This window comes from Coprococcus hominis (ex Arizal et al. 2022), from assembly GCF_040094675.1.
In the GTDB taxonomy this organism is placed as follows: domain Bacteria; phylum Bacillota; class Clostridia; order Lachnospirales; family Lachnospiraceae; genus Coprococcus_C; species Coprococcus_C hominis.
The window spans coordinates 155,973-171,522 of the sequence record NZ_JBBNHG010000026.1; the positions used below are offsets into that span (position 1 = coordinate 155,973).

The window sequence follows — 15,550 nt, forward strand, 5'->3', positions numbered from 1 at the left end:
ATCTGCCGCCGAACGAATGTGAGGGGGCGATACATATTATAGCAGGAGGATTGCGAATGGAAAAAATCAGGAAGGTATGTGGCATGCTCAGTATCAAGAACTTTTTGCTCCTGACGGTTGCGGGAATCGTCAACGCATTTGGCGTTGTTATATTTTTAGCCCCCGTCAAACTGTATGATAGCGGTATCTCGGGAACTGCTATGCTGGTGTCCCAGCTCACACCGAAATGGATCAGTCTTTCCCTGGTTTTGATTCTCTTAAATATTCCAATCTTCTTACTTGGATTAAAGCGCGAGGGCGTGGTATTTACAATCTATGCGATTTATGCGGTTTTGATCTATTCCATTGTTGCGTGGATCATCACAGATATTCTACCGGTGGATGTGACGATCGTATCCCCGCTTGCCGGAAGTGATTTGTTTCTGTGTGCAATCTTCGGCGGTATTATCTCCGGCTGCGGAAGCGGACTTGCGGTACGGTTTGGCGGCGCGATGGATGGTATCGATATCATAGGCGTTATGTTCGCGAAGAAGCTTGGGTTAAGTCTCGGTTCGTTCGTAATGGCATACAATGTAATCTTATATATCATATGTGGAATTGTGCTTGACAGCTGGATTTTGCCGCTTTATTCGGTTGTGACTTATGCGGCGGCATCCAAAACGATTGACTTCTTCGTGGAGGGCTTCGACCGTTCCAAGGCAGCCTTTATCGTGACAGAACATCCGAAGCATGTGTGCGAGGCACTTTCCGCCGCATTTGAAAACGGTATCACAACGATTGATGCGAAAGGATATTATTCGAATACCGACCGCACGCTGGTGTATTTCATTGTGAACCGGTTTCAGGTCGGCAAGATGCGAAATCTGGTACATAGCATTGATCCGTATGCGTATATCGCAATCAATGATGTGGCAGACATCTTCCCGGCGACAAACCTGAACGACCTGAAGGGTGAAAATAAATTGGATGATACAGGAGATTCCGATGATGCAGAATAAGGAATCCCGTGAAAGAGATAGATGTAAAGGAGTAAAGTCAGCATATGTATTATGTACCGGAAGGAACAACCCGTTGTGGGTATTATGAATGTGAAAGCTGTGGAGAGAAATTCCTGTCTCTGCAGACGATGGAGCATATCAACTGTCCATACTGTGAGGCGGAATTTGATCCGGAGATCGGACCGGATGAGACTATGCAGGTGGCTGAAGACACCGCAAAGCTGATACAGGTATTGGAGGGCGAGGATGTCGAGAAGATGGATGCATTACTCAGTCTTGCCATTACCGGTGGAAATTTCGAGTGGATATAATGTGTGCACAGATGAAGCAATCAGCTAGATTCGCAAGTGAATCAGCAGATAGGAAATGCACGTTCGGGAGGAGACATCTACATGATAGCAGTATTAGGACCGAAAGGGACATTTTGCGATAAGTCCTATGAAGAATATAATAAGAAATATGAGGCAGCACACGGGAAATCATTAGAACCGCTTTATTGTCCGACAATTGACGATGTGTTCGAACAGCTCTGTACGAACGAAGCGTGTGAGTATGCGGTTGTTCCGGTAGAAAATATGCTGGATGGTTATGTGCAGCGGACACTTGACCTGTTGCTGGAGAAAAACGTCTATATCGTCGATGAAAATCAGGTGGCAGTTCAGTTTTCGCTGCTTGCCAATACAGAGAAGATAGAAGATATCCGGAAGATCTATGTGCAGTTCAAGACGAACGGGCAGTGCAGACAGTTCCTGCATACCCTGCATGACGCAGAGATTGTAACGACGAACAGTAACATGGAATCTTATTACAAGATACAGGATGAACCAGGAACAGCGGCAATTGTACCACATCATGTGATACAGGCAGACGATGTGCGCGTGCTTGCAGAAGATGTGACAGATGCAAAAGGCAATCATACCCGTTTTATCATCCTGCGCAAGGGCGTGTTAGACGTGGAAAATCCGGATCTTGAAAAGCAGTTAGAAGAGCTTGTAAGTAACGAGAAAGGGTTGGATGCAGATGCGGATGGCACAGAGAAAGCCGCGGAGCTTACACGGGAGAAAGTACGAATCCCGGTCTATATCATGCCTGCCACCGACCGGCCCGGAATCCTGTTCGATATCCTGCGCCGGTTCTATGACAAACGCATCAACTTGATCTCAATCATGTCCCGTCCGACAAAACAATCGATGGGAACCTACAACTTCTACATCGAGATCGACTGCCTGACCGAGCGGCTCGAAGTTGTTGTCGAGACACTGAGACAAATCCAAGTGTATAACGATATTAAGATACTTGGAGCATACAAGGAACATTAGATAAGCCAGGCATCATATAAGATGAGTGTTTATGGAATCATGGCAAACCTGATGAAATATGGCAGAGCTGCATCCACAGAACAGATTGTAAAGCAGACCGTTGAAGCACGCTGGTACTTAATGAGCGACTGTTTTTTGTCGCGAATTTAGTATCCACTGCGTGCTGAACCGAGCGAGAGCGCGTCTGCGTACAATTGTTCTGCGGATGCAGCTTCTCAGAAGAATAATCAGGTTTGCCATGATTCGGAAACAGAGTAAAAAGGAGGCGAGGCGTACCGGACATACGGTGCGGCAACGATGAATAAGGATTTAACAGTAGGGAAACCGGAGCGTGTATTGTGGAGGTATTGCATTCCGTTACTTGGAAGCGTCATTTTCCAGCAGCTTTACAACATTGCAGACAGTCTGGTCGCAGGAAAATATGTTGGTAAAAATGCACTTGCAGCCGTGGGAAATTCTTATGAGATTACATTGATTTATATGGCGTTTGCATTTGGCTGCAACATGGGGTGTTCCGTCATTGCGGCGCAGTTTTTCGGGGCGAAGAATTACCGGAAGATGAAGACGACCGTCTATACGACGTTTATATATTCGGCGGTGCTGTGTCTGATTCTGACACTGACCGGACTTTTTGCGGGCGGCGCATTGCTGCATCTGATACACACACCGGCAGATATATTTGCAGATTCCAAACTGTATCTGGACGTGTATACCGGCGGACTTGTATTTTTGTTCTTCTATAACATTGCAACCGGTATATTCTCGGCACTCGGAGACTCGAAAACACCGTTTATATTCTTAGCTTTTTCATCGGTATCGAACGTATTTGTAGATATCCTGTTTGTAAAGAGCTTTCATATGGGCGTGGCAGGTGTCGCGTGGGCGACATTTATCTGCCAGGGCGTAAGCTGTATCCTGTCCGTGATCGTTGTGCTGCTCCGGCTGCGTAAGATCAAGGATGAACACGAAGGACATCAGAAGGTGCAGGTATTCTCCGGAGAAATCTTCGGTAAGATGCTGAAGATCGCGATACCAAGTACCCTGCAGCAGGGCTTCGTGTCAATCGGAAATATCATCATCCAGAGTATCATCAACAGCTTCGGCTCAGACGTGATCGCAGGATATGCGGCAGCCGTGAAGCTCAATAACATGGTCATCACGACATTTACGATGCTTGGAAACGGCGTCTCGAATTTTGCGGCACAGAATCTTGGTGCACAGAAGATTGAACGAATCAGTCAGGGCTGCAAGGCAGCACTGAAGCTGATCTTTCTTACATGCGTGCCGGTTGTAATATTGTATCTTATGTGCAGCGGCAGTCTGGTGCAGCTTTTCATGGATGAAAACAGTATCGAGGCGAAGAAGGTCGGTGTTGAATTCATGCATATATTAGCACCATTTTATTTTGTGGTGTCGGTCAAGCTTATTACGGACGGTGTCCTGCGGGGCGTTGGAGCAATGAAGCAGTTTATGGTTACAACATTTCTGGATCTGTTTCTGCGTGTGATCTTAGCCGCGCTTTTCTCAAGGGAATGGGGCAGCACCGGAATCTGGCTTGCATGGCCGGTCGGGTGGACGATCGGAACGACATTATCCGTAATCTTGTACCAGAGTACCGTCAAAAAATTAAAGAGCGCAAATAAAAAGAATGAAATAGAATCGAAAGAGGTGACAGAATGAACGATCAGGAACCAATCAGACAGGTAGCAAGCAGTAAGGAAGAGATTCTTGCGTCACTCAAGGAACATGGATATCGTCTGACAGAGCAGCGCAAGCTGATCGTCGACATTATTGCAAATGAAGAATATACCTGTTGTAAGGAAGTTTATTTTCTGGCGCATAAGCGAGACAACAGCATTGGAATTGCGACCGTGTACCGCATGATCAATACGCTCGAGGAAATCGGTGCGATCAGCCGGAAAAATATACAGAAGAATAATTGTAGTGGCAGATGCTGTGATATGAAGGGCGGCTGTACGGTCGTAACAGAGGAGAGCAAGCAGATTATCCTGACAGAGGAGGATATACAGGAGGCTTTGAAGTATATCATGGAGAAAAACGGATATGCGAATGTGGACGAGATCAAAGCTGTTCTGGTAAATCAGCAATGAGTAAACGAAGAAATTATGATGAGGGTACACATGGGAATCAGCTGCGCGGTGTGCTGTGCGTACTGGTTGGCGCAATCTCGTGGGGATTTTCGGGTGCCTGCGGACAGTTTTTATTTTCGCACTACAACATCAACACGGCATGGCTTTCCTGTATGCGCATGCTTGTCACCGGTGTGATCCTCACAATTGCATATATTATACGCGAACGGAAAGCGGCATTTGATATATTCAAGTCCACCCGGGATTTCTTCGGGATTATCCTGTTTGCGATATTCGGTGTGGGCTTGTGTCAGTATGCATATCTGGAAGCCATTCATCATACGAATGCCGGGATTGCAACGGCATTGCAGTATCTGGCACCTGTAATGGTGCTGATTATTTCCTGTGTGCGCAGACTGCGTCCACCGAAGTTCCGGGAGATTGTAGCGGTGCTTCTGGCGGTCGGCGGTACATTTCTGATCGCAACGCATGGAAATATCCATCAGATGAGTATCTCGAAGGCAGGACTGAAATGGGGCTTGCTTGCGGCATTTGGATTCTGTATGTACACATTGCTTCCGGAGCGGATGCTCAAGAAATGGGGCAGTCAGCCGGTCGTTGGCTATGGCATGCTGATCTGTGGTGTGGTATATAGCTGTATCGTGAAGGTGTGGACGATTCCGGTGCATCTTGATTTTCATGGAGTATTAGCAGTTGCGGCGATGGTATTCATCGGAACCATGATGGCATTTTTGTTGTTCTTACAGGGCGTGCACGATATCGGACCGGTGCGTGCCAGCATGATTTCCAGTGTGGAACCGGTTTCAGCAACACTTTTTTCCGTGTTGTGGCTTGGAACGGTCATGACGACGATGGATCTGGTTGGTATGGCATGTATTTTAGTGATGGTAATTATATTGTCCGTGAAGGAGTAACAGAAGCGTATAGGAATTCCCGGAATGTATAGATAAAAAAACATTTACAATCACGCGGGGAATAGGGTATTATAAAATTAATGTATTGGTTCGGGATCTACGCATAGAGAGAAAGGGAAAAATATGATATATACAGTTACATTTAACCCGTCGCTGGATTATATTCTGGATTTGACGGAATTCGAACGCAACCAGGTGAATCGTACGACAGGTGAGAAGATTCTGCCGGGCGGCAAGGGCATCAACGTATCCATCGTACTGCAGAATCTCGGTATCGATAACCGGGCAATCTGCTTTACATCGGGATTTACCGGGGAAGCTTTGAAAGCGCTGTTGATGCAGCGTGATATGAACGCGGATTTTATTGATATTGCAAATGGACTGACGCGTATCAATGTCAAGATGCGCTGTGGCGATGAGACAGAGGTAAACGGACAGGGACCGGAGATCAAGAGCGAGGATATCGCAGAGCTCTATGAGAAGCTTGGATATCTGGATCAGGATGATTATCTGGTACTTGCAGGCAGCCTGCCAGACTGTATGTCCAAGACAACGTATATGGATATCATGCAGATGCTGCAATATAATAACAACAAGATTATCGTGGATGCGACCGGAGAACTGCTCACGAATGTTCTTCCGTATCACCCATTTTTGATTAAGCCAAACCGTACCGAGCTTGGAAACCTGTTCGGTGTGGAAGTAACAACGATGGATCAGGCAGAGGTGTATGCGAAGCAGCTGCAGGAGCGTGGCGCGAGAAATGTGCTCGTCTCCATGTCGTATCAGGGTGCAGTCCTTGTGACAGAGGATGGCAGAGTGATTCGCGCAGCCGCACCGAAGGGACAGGTGAAGAACTCTGTCGGTGCCGGTGATTCGATGCTTGCCGGATTCCTGGCAGGTTATATCGAGCGTGACGATTATGAGTATGCGTTGAAGCTTGGTATCTGTGCCGGAAGTGCCAGTGCATTTTCCGAGGAGCTTGCAACGAAAGAAGAGATCGATACGCTGTTTCAGACGCAGATGGCGTAATAACAACACAGTATAAATGCATGTAGGACAGTTGATTTACAGTCAGCTGTCCTGTTTTTTATGCCGGTAATTTGGGCATATTACATGGTATGTGACTTTTGACGGAATTTGATTGGAAAATTGACTGAAAATTGGAGAAAAATGAAAGAAAATGATTGACAATGACGGAAAATGGCGTTACCATATAGAAAAGTTGAACGAAAATGAAACAAAATGAACGATTTTGACGGAAAGGAGAAACATGTTAGGAGAAGAAAGACAGCAGGCGATACTTGCAGCAGTAGAACAAAGACACAGCGTTTCCGTACAGGAACTGATGCAGCTTCTTGATATTTCCGAGTCCACGATCCGGCGGGATCTGAACGCACTGGATAAGGAAGGCAGACTGGTGAAGGTACATGGCGGTGCGATGGCAATCGGCGGAAGCTTCCATGTGAAGGACGATGCGGTGGAATACCGGAAGGAGATCAACCGGGAAGAAAAGATTGAGATTGCCAGATATGCGGCAGCATTGATCAAGGATCAGGATGTGGTGTATATGGATGCCGGAACGACAACCGAGCTGATGATTGACTATATCACAGCGAAGAATGTGATATTCGTCACAAACTCATTTGCACATGCAAAGCATTTGTCACAGAAAGGCTATACGACATATATCCTTGGCGGTGAGTTCAAGCCGGTCACAGAAGCGATCGTTGGAGAAGAAGCAATTATCTCCTTGGATAAATATAACTTCACGAAAGGCTTCTGGGGTGCGAACGGCGTGACGAAGGGCAACGGATTTACAACACCGGATGTCAAAGAAGCAATGGTGAAGAAGAAATCCATGCAGAAGACGAAGGAGCGCTATGTGCTGTGTGACAGCAGCAAATTCGGCGAGATTTGTTCGATAAGTTTTGCGGAATTCAAGTCTGCAAGGATAATTACAACGAAGATTGAAAATAATGAGTACAGAGGAATAAAGAATATCACGGAGGTGAGCGTATGATTTACACTGTTTCATTTAATCCGTCTCTCGACTATGTGCAGGATCTGGATTGTGTGAATCTTGGATATGTCAACCGTACCAGCGGCGAGAAGATTCTGCCGGGTGGAAAAGGAATCAATGTATCCATGGTATTGAAGAATCTTGGATTTGAGAATCAGGCACTTGGATTTACGGCCGGATTTACCGGAGAGGTTTTGAAATCCATGTTGAAGGCAAAAGGTGTGGAAAGCGATTTTATTGAGTTAGATGCAGGCATGACACGAATCAATGTCAAGATCCGCGCGAAGGAGGAAACCGAGATCAACGGACAGGGACCGAAGATTTCCGCGGATGCATTGGAACTGTTATATCAGAAGTTAGAGACCTTGCAGGAGGGCGATATCCTTGTTCTGGCAGGTTCGATTCCGGAGAGCTTGCCGCAGTCCGCGTATATGGATATCATGAAGCGTCTGCAGGACAAGAAGTTGAAGATCGTTGTAGATGCGACAAGAGATCTTCTGGTGAATGTGCTTCCATATAAGCCGTTTATGATCAAACCGAATAATTTCGAACTCGGCGAGATCTTCGGAGTGGAGATCAAAGACAAAGACGATGTATGCAAATATGCGAAGAAGTTGCAGGAGCAGGGAGCCAGAAATGTGCTTGTATCCATGGCAGGGGATGGCGCGGTATTACTTGCGGAGGACGGAAGTGAGTACCGGGCAGAGGCTCCAAAGGGCACAGTGAAAAATTCCGTCGGTGCCGGAGATTCGATGGTCGCCGGATTTATTGCCGGATATCTGATTACAGATGGCGGAGCAGATGCTTATAGAAACGCATTTGAAATGGGTGTATGTACCGGAAGTGCGAGTGCATTTTCGGAAGAGCTTGCAACGAAGGAAGAAGTCGAAGGCTTGTATGTAAAGACCTTCGGCAAAAAATGATAAAGGAGGGGTTGCGTATGCAAATTACAGATTTGTTAGACAAGAAGAGCATTTACCTTGGCGCTAAGGTAAGCTCAAAGGAAGAGACATTGGATCGCGCAGTTGCTTTGATGGCAGAAAGCGGTAAGATTGCCGATGTGGAAACATACAAGAAAGGTGTGTATGCACGAGAGGAAGAAGGAACAACCGGAATCGGAGAAGGAATCGCGATTCCGCATTGTAAGTCCGCTGCGGTGAAGCAGGCAGGACTTGCAGCGATGGTGATTCCGGATGGTGTGGATTTCGATTCGTTGGATGGCGAGCCGGTACATCTGCTGTTCCTGATCGCAGCACCGGATACCGCAGACAATGTACATCTCGATGTACTGAGCAAATTATCCGTGCTTCTTATGGACGAGGATTTCACGAATGCATTGAAATCCGCGAAGACAGTAGATGAATTCTTAAGTATCATTGACAAGGCGGAAAATGGTGATGCCAAGCAGGAAGAGATTCCGACTATCTCAGAAGCAACAAAGAAGATTTTAGCAGTAACGGGATGCCCGACCGGAATCGCACATACTTATATGGCTGCCGAAGCATTGGAGAAGAAAGCAAAGGAGCTGGGCTACGCAATCAAGGTAGAAACCAGAGGTTCCGGCGGAGCCAAGAATGTATTGACTGCAGAAGAAATCAAAGAAGCAGATGCGATCATCGTAGCTGCAGATACGCAGGTGCCGATGGATCGTTTCCACGGCAAGAAGGTGATCATCTGCAAGGTGGCAGATGGTATCAATAAGGCAGAACAATTACTGACACGAGCAGCCGAAGGCAAAGCAGCTGTCTATGAAGCAGGCGGTGATGCAGCCGAAAGCAAAGAGACCGAGGGCAAAGAAAGTGTCGGACACCAGATTTATAAGCATCTGATGAACGGTGTATCGCATATGTTACCATTTGTCGTTGGCGGTGGTATTCTGATCGCGCTTGCATTCCTGATTGATGGATTGCTCGTTGACTTAAACCACGTTCCGCAGTATCTGATTGACAAGTATGGTTCTGTTGCGGATGTAAAGAGTAACTTCGGCACATTGACGCCGGTTGCTTATTTCTTGAAGGCTCAGGTTGGTGGCGTGGCATTTAGTTTTATGCTGCCGATTCTCGCCGGATTTATCGCAATGAGTATCGCGGACCGTCCGGGACTTGCACTTGGCTTCTTAGGTGGTGCCATTGCAGCAAATGGAAAGTCCGGATTCCTCGGCGCACTGGCTGCCGGATTTATAGCAGGCTATGTTGTATTGCTGCTGAAGAAGATTTTCTCGAAGCTTCCTTCTGCACTGGAAGGAATGGTGCCGATCCTGCTGATCCCGGTCTTTGGATTGCTGATTACCGGAGCAGGTATGGTGTATGTGATTGAACCGGTTGTCGGATTTATCAATACAGCTTTGAACAATGGCTTGAAGAACATGAGTGGCGCAAATATTATCCTGCTTGGAGCATTGCTCGGCGCGATGATGGCAGTCGATATGGGTGGCCCGGTCAACAAGGCAGCGTATGTATTCGGTACCGCGCAGATTGCAGCCGGAAATTATGATATCATGGCAGCGGTTATGATCGGAGGTATGGTTCCTCCAATCGCAATTGCAATCGCATCCTTATTGTTCAAGAACAAGTTTACAGAGCAGGAACGCAAGGCAGGTCCTACAAACTTCGTTATGGGACTTTCATTCATCACAGAGGGAGCAATTCCATTCGCCGCAGCCGATCCGTTACATGTCATTCCGGCATGTGTGGTTGGTGCAGGTGTCGCTGGTGGACTTTCCGCAGCGTTTAACTGTACACTGATGGCGCCTCACGGTGGAATCTTCGTATTCCCGGTTGTCGGACACGCCGCAATGTATCTTGTCGCACTGGTAGTCGGAAGTATCATTTCCGCACTCCTGCTCGGAGTATTAAAGAAGAAAGTAGTCGCATAATACAAGGTCATACGATTGAAGAATTTTATACCATATAATTTTTATATAGGATTGTAAAATCCAATATTGTAGATAGAGTTGCGGGACACTACACAATTCTAAAGCAGACCATTGGAACACGCCGGCACTTAATGAACGGCAAACGTGTTTGACGTGAATTTAGTGTCCGCTGCGTGTGGAAGTGAGCGAGAGCGCGTCTGCGTAGAATGTGTAGTGTACGCAACTTGGAAAGAAAACATAGACGTTGGAATAACCATAAAAGAAAAGGAGAATAAAATTATGAGAGAGTTTAGTTATGTAATCACAGATGCACAGGGAATCCACGCAAGACCAGCCGGACAGCTTGTAAAGCTCGCAGCCGCTTATCCATGCAAGGTAACAATCGCAAAGGATGGAAGAAGCGTTGATGCAAAGCGTATCATGGGTGTCATGAGTCTTGGCGCAAAGCAGGGACAGGAAGTGATCTTGCAGGCAGACGGTGAACAGGAAGATGAGGCAATCGCAGCACTCTCCGCATTCATGAACGAGAATCTGTAATTGATGTACGAAGAAAGGGAAGGTCTTATACAGCCGGGTGAGAGTATGCAGGAATTAAAAGGAAAAAGTGTATTTGGCGGAATTGCAATCGGTCGGATCTCCGTATATAACAAGGATGAAAGTACTGTCAAACGTGTAAAGATCGAGGACACAGCCGCAGAAGTAAAGCGATTTGAAGAGGCAAAGGAAACCGCGAAGGAGCAGTTACAGGCACTCTACGAAAAAGCACTGGTGGAAGTCGGAGAAGTCAATGCGATGATATTTGATGTACATCAGATGATGTTGGATGATCTTGATTATGTGGAAGCAATCACACACATGATCGAGAATCAGGGAATCAATGCCGAGTATGCGGTTGCAACGACAGGTGATAATTTCTCGAACATGTTCGCGGCGATGGACGATGATTATATGAAAGCACGTGCCGCGGATGTAAAAGATATTTCCAATCGCGTTGTGAAGATTCTGCAGGGAAAGAAAGATAGTGTATTAGATGGTGACGAACCGGTGATTCTGCTGGCAGATGATCTGGCACCGAGTGAGACGGTGCAGCTTGACAAGTCGAAGGTGCTTGCGTTTGTGACAAGACATGGTTCAACGAATTCCCATACAGCGATTCTGGCGCGGACGATGAATATTCCGGCACTGATCGGTGTTAAATTCGAGGAAAATGTCGACGGCAAATTCGCAATTGTCGATGGTTACAATGGCAATGTCTATGTAGAGCCAACCGATGATGTTGTGAAAGAATACGAGAGTAAGAAGCAGGAAGCCGAAGAGAAGAAACGCTTGCTGCAGGAACTGAAGGGCAAGGAAAATATCACACTCGATGGAAAGAAAATCAAGCTGTACGCGAACATCGGTGGTGTTGCGGATGTGGCATCTGCCCTGCAGAATGATGCAGAGGGCATCGGACTTTTCCGAAGCGAGTTCCTGTATTTAGAGAGCAATACATTTCCAACAGAAGAAGAACAGTTTCAGGCATATAAAACAGTTGCGGAGAATATGGCAGGCAAGAAAGTCATTATCCGTACACTGGATATCGGTGCCGACAAACAGGTGGATTATTTCAATCTGGATAAGGAAGATAACCCGGCAATGGGCTATCGTGCAATCCGTATCTGCCTGACACAGCCGGAAATCTTCAAGACACAGCTTCGCGCGATCTTCCGTGCAAGCTATTATGGAAATATCGGTGTCATGTATCCGATGATCATTTCCGTGGCAGAGGTGCAGAAGATTCATGCAATCGTGGACGAAGTGAAAGCCGAGTTAGATGCACAGGGACTTCCGTATGGAGATGTCGAGCAGGGTATCATGATCGAGACACCGGCCGCAGTTATGATGAGTGCAGAGCTTGCGAAAGAAGTTGATTTCTTCAGCATCGGAACGAACGATCTGACACAGTATACGCTGGCGATTGACCGTCAGAATCCGAAACTGGATGATTTCTACGATTCCCACCATCCTGCAATCTTACGTATGATTCAGATGGTGATCGACAATGGACATAAGGAAGGCTGCTGGGTCGGAATCTGCGGCGAGCTTGGAGCCGATACAACTCTCACAGAAACCTTCCTGAAGATGGGAATTGATGAGCTTTCGGTATCGCCATCCATGATATTCCCGGTAAGGGATAAGATCCGCAGCACGGATACAACCAAATAAAAAGCAATTGTACATTTTAGGGCAATCAACGTAAGCTATATCTTTTGACTCAGAAGCTCATTGCCTGCAAATATTGATAAAATCGCAAGGCGTAAGGACTGATCCATATATGCCTTGCGATTTTTCGTTTGTACAAGTATAGGTATCTGTGGTAGAATGGGCGTGGCAATGCAAATGAATAAAGCGTGCGTAAACCATCACGCTTCGTGTCGCAACATTAAATATGACAAGAAGGTTATAACATGTCAGAAACAGACAAATTACAGGAAAAACAAAAACTCCCAATCGGATTTATGGATTCGGGGCTTGGCGGATTAAGCGTCCTGCGCGAAGCCATAAAATTGATGCCGAAGGAAGATTTTATATATTATGGAGATTCCCTGCATGCACCCTATGGTGTAAAGCCGCAGGCGGAAATCCGGGATTTGACATTTGCAGTGGTAGAAAAACTGCTGGATATGGGAATCAAAGGATTAGCAGTTGCCTGCAACACAGCGACAAGCGCAGCCGTACGTTTGCTGCGAAATACATATCCGGAGCTTCCAATCGTGGGAATCGAACCAGCCGTGAAACCAGCCGTGACGGAAAGTCATGGAGGCAGAATCTTAGTGATGGCAACCCCGATGACACTCAAACAGGAGAAGTTTCAGAACCTTTTGGCAAAGTATCGGGAGCAGGCAGATATCGTTCCAGTCCAGTGTGACGGATTGATGGAGTTCGTCGAGCATGGCGATCTGGATGGACAGGAATTGGACGATTATTTCGCAGAAAAGCTATCACCAGTCCTGACCGACGACACAGAATCCATCGTTCTTGGCTGTACGCACTATCCGTTCCTGAAAAAAGAACTCCGCCATTTCCTTGGGGACCGTGACATCCATCTGATCGATGGCAGCCTTGGAACCTCCCGCGAACTCATGCGCCGCCTCAAAGTACAAGGCCTGCTGCGCACTGACGACCACAAAGGCAAGGTGCGGATTATGAATTCATCCGGAAGGCAGGAACTAATAGACTTGAGTCTAAAGTTACTGAATTTGCCTGACTACGAATGAGATTATATAGGGATAAGGTCGTAGATATCCCATCAAAAATGTATATGGATTTGGACACGATTGCCAATTCTTAAGCAGACCGTTGAAGCACGCTGGTACTTAATGAACGGCAAACTTGTTTGTCGTGAATTTAGTACCACTGCGTGATGAACCGAGCGGAAGCGTGTCTGCGAAGAATGGCAATCGCGTCCAAATCTGGATAGATGATAGGAGCATTCAAAATGAACATCGTAACCGTCGATGAAATCACAAAAGCATATGGCGAGCGCAAGCTCTTTGATAAAGCGTCCTTCTTTTTACAGGAAGGCGAAAAAGCCGGAATCATCGGAATTAACGGCACAGGCAAATCCACCCTTCTGAAGATCATTGCAGGCATAGAGAAACCAGATTCTGGAAACGTGATACTGGCAAATCATTATACAGTACAATATCTGCCACAGACACCGGAATTTGAACCGACAGATACCGTGCTGCAGGCAGTGGTGCGGGGACATGCCACAGAGGAAAACCACTGGACGGTCGAGAGCGAAGCCAAAACGATGATGACGAAGCTTGGCATTACGGATTTTGAAGAGACATGTGGACACTTATCCGGTGGACAGCGCAAACGTCTGGCGCTCGTATCGGCATTACTAGCGAAAGCAGATATATTACTGTTGGACGAGCCGACCAACCATCTGGACAGTGAGATGTCAACCTGGTTAGAGGACGAACTGCGCGCATACAAAGGCTCGATCATTATGGTAACCCATGACCGATATTTCCTTGACAGCGTGGCGAACCGGATCATCGAAGTGGATAAAGGACAGATCTATTCGTATGCAACAAACTATTCTGGATTTTTGGAGGGAAAGACGCTCCGTGAGGATATCTTAGATGCACAGGAACGCAAACGGCAGTCGATTCTGCGTGTGGAGCTTGAATGGGTAAAGCGTGGAGCCAGAGCGCGTTCAACAAAACAGAAGGCAAGACTGGAACGCTACGAGGAGATGAAAGGCAAATCCGCACCAGTGAAGGATGCACAGGTAGAGATCGGTTCTGTTTCCTCACGTCTTGGACGGACAACGGTGGAGCTTGACCATATTGAAAAAAGTTTTGACGGAAAGACGATCATTCATGATTTTACATATCATTTCTTAAAGGATGACCGGATTGGAATCGTTGGTCGAAATGGCTGTGGCAAGAGTACGCTGCTTAAGATCATGCAGGGGATTTTAGAGCCAGACAGCGGAAGTGTTGTGATTGGTCCGACAGTGAAAATTGGCTATTTCGCACAGGAAATCCAGCTTGGCAAGGATATGGACCCGAACCAGCGTGTGATCGATTACATCCGCGATGTGGCGGAATATGTAGAGACAGACGAAGGAAAGATTACTGCGGCAAGACTGCTGGAGCGGTTCTTGTTCCGTGGCGAAGACCAGTATGGCCTGATCGGAAAATTATCGGGTGGTGAGCGCAGACGGTTGTATCTGTGCAAGGTTTTGATGTCTGCACCGAATGTCCTTATATTGGATGAGCCGACGAATGATCTGGACATCACGACACTTACGATATTGGAAGATTATCTGGATTCGTTCCAGGGAATCGTTGTTGCAGTCAGCCATGACCGCTATTTCTTAGATCGTGTAGTACGCCGCATCTTCGCATTCCGCCCGGACGGAACACTCTGGCAGAGCGAGGGTGGTTACACCGATTACGAGACACGGGTTCTGTATGAACAACAGGCGGCAGAGAAATCTGCGGGAGCGAAGACAGAGACGGCTGAATCGAAGACAGGAAAGTCGGATAACTGGAAAGAAAAACCGCGCACGAAGAAGCTGAAGCTTTCGTATCAGGAACAGCGGGAATATGATACGATTGAAGATGATATTGCGACATTGGAGCAGAGGATAGAAGAGAATAAAATTGCAATGGAAAAAAATGCCAGCAATTCCTCCGAACTGCAACGGCTCTATGAAGAGCAGGAACAACTCGAACAAACGCTGGCTGAAAAGATGGACCGGTGGATGTATCTGGAAGATCTGGTTGCACAGATTGCTGCGCAATCATAGCT

The 15,550-nt window shown here is 46.9% G+C and carries 15 protein-coding genes; all 15 read left to right on the forward strand.

All coding sequences use genetic code 11. The features are described from left to right. Positions 1-56 precede the first annotated feature (56 nt). The 15 genes from AAAT93_RS04185 to AAAT93_RS04255 all read left to right on the forward strand — a co-directional run bounded on the left by AAAT93_RS04185 (position 57) and on the right by AAAT93_RS04255 (position 15,548). Positions 57-998 (forward strand): YitT family protein, encoded by a 942-nt coding sequence (locus AAAT93_RS04185; RefSeq protein ID WP_188331972.1) that lies wholly within the window; start codon positions 57-59, stop codon positions 996-998. A gap of 44 nt (positions 999-1,042) precedes the next feature. After that, positions 1,043-1,309 (forward strand): FYDLN acid domain-containing protein, encoded by a 267-nt coding sequence (locus AAAT93_RS04190; RefSeq protein ID WP_118544712.1) that lies wholly within the window; start codon positions 1,043-1,045, stop codon positions 1,307-1,309. An 81-nt stretch (positions 1,310-1,390) separates the two neighbouring features. Next, the gene (locus AAAT93_RS04195) at positions 1,391-2,317 is read left to right on the forward strand and encodes a prephenate dehydratase (RefSeq protein ID WP_207738843.1); all 927 of its coding nucleotides are present in this window, start codon (positions 1,391-1,393) and stop codon (positions 2,315-2,317) included. Between the two features lie 21 nt (positions 2,318-2,338). After that, entirely contained in the window at positions 2,339-2,467 is a 129-nt protein-coding gene (locus AAAT93_RS04200; protein ID WP_255669609.1) for a hypothetical protein, read from the forward strand. 147 nt (positions 2,468-2,614) lie between these two features. After that, positions 2,615-3,997: an MATE family efflux transporter gene (locus AAAT93_RS04205; RefSeq protein ID WP_117780524.1), complete on the forward strand. Its 1,383-nt coding sequence runs from the start codon at positions 2,615-2,617 to the stop codon at positions 3,995-3,997. Next, a complete protein-coding gene (locus tag AAAT93_RS04210) occupies positions 3,994-4,428 on the forward strand; it encodes a transcriptional repressor (protein ID WP_117780523.1) in 435 nt (144 codons plus the stop codon). The genes AAAT93_RS04205 and AAAT93_RS04210 overlap by 4 nt, the downstream gene beginning before the upstream one ends. Continuing rightward, entirely contained in the window at positions 4,425-5,342 is a 918-nt protein-coding gene (locus AAAT93_RS04215; RefSeq protein ID WP_117780522.1) for a DMT family transporter, read from the forward strand. Before AAAT93_RS04210 ends, AAAT93_RS04215 begins: the two co-directional genes overlap by 4 nt. Positions 5,343-5,465: 123 nt before the next feature. Next, the gene (gene pfkB, locus AAAT93_RS04220) at positions 5,466-6,374 is read left to right on the forward strand and encodes a 1-phosphofructokinase (RefSeq protein WP_117780521.1); all 909 of its coding nucleotides are present in this window, start codon (positions 5,466-5,468) and stop codon (positions 6,372-6,374) included. Positions 6,375-6,615: 241 nt separating this feature from the next. Continuing rightward, entirely contained in the window at positions 6,616-7,365 is a 750-nt protein-coding gene (locus AAAT93_RS04225; RefSeq protein WP_021986376.1) for a DeoR/GlpR family DNA-binding transcription regulator, read from the forward strand. Next, positions 7,362-8,288 carry a 1-phosphofructokinase gene (gene pfkB / locus AAAT93_RS04230; protein WP_021986375.1) on the forward strand — a complete coding sequence of 309 codons (927 nt, stop codon included), beginning with the start codon at positions 7,362-7,364 and terminating at the stop codon, positions 8,286-8,288. Before AAAT93_RS04225 ends, pfkB (AAAT93_RS04230) begins: the two co-directional genes overlap by 4 nt. Positions 8,289-8,305: 17 nt before the next feature. Then, positions 8,306-10,240, forward strand: coding sequence for a PTS fructose transporter subunit IIABC (locus AAAT93_RS04235; RefSeq protein ID WP_118734393.1), 1,935 nt, complete (start codon positions 8,306-8,308; stop codon positions 10,238-10,240). A 279-nt stretch (positions 10,241-10,519) separates the two neighbouring features. Next, positions 10,520-10,777: an HPr family phosphocarrier protein gene (locus AAAT93_RS04240; protein ID WP_021986373.1), complete on the forward strand. Its 258-nt coding sequence runs from the start codon at positions 10,520-10,522 to the stop codon at positions 10,775-10,777. A gap of 45 nt (positions 10,778-10,822) precedes the next feature. Next, positions 10,823-12,445, forward strand: coding sequence for a phosphoenolpyruvate--protein phosphotransferase (gene ptsP / locus AAAT93_RS04245; protein WP_117780588.1), 1,623 nt, complete (start codon positions 10,823-10,825; stop codon positions 12,443-12,445). A gap of 242 nt (positions 12,446-12,687) precedes the next feature. Continuing rightward, a complete protein-coding gene (murI, locus tag AAAT93_RS04250) occupies positions 12,688-13,497 on the forward strand; it encodes a glutamate racemase (RefSeq protein WP_021986371.1) in 810 nt (269 codons plus the stop codon). Between the two features lie 221 nt (positions 13,498-13,718). Beyond that, complete coding sequence (locus AAAT93_RS04255) at positions 13,719-15,548, forward strand: ABC-F family ATP-binding cassette domain-containing protein (RefSeq protein ID WP_021986370.1); 1,830 nt, start codon at positions 13,719-13,721, stop codon at positions 15,546-15,548. Positions 15,549-15,550 lie beyond the last annotated feature (2 nt).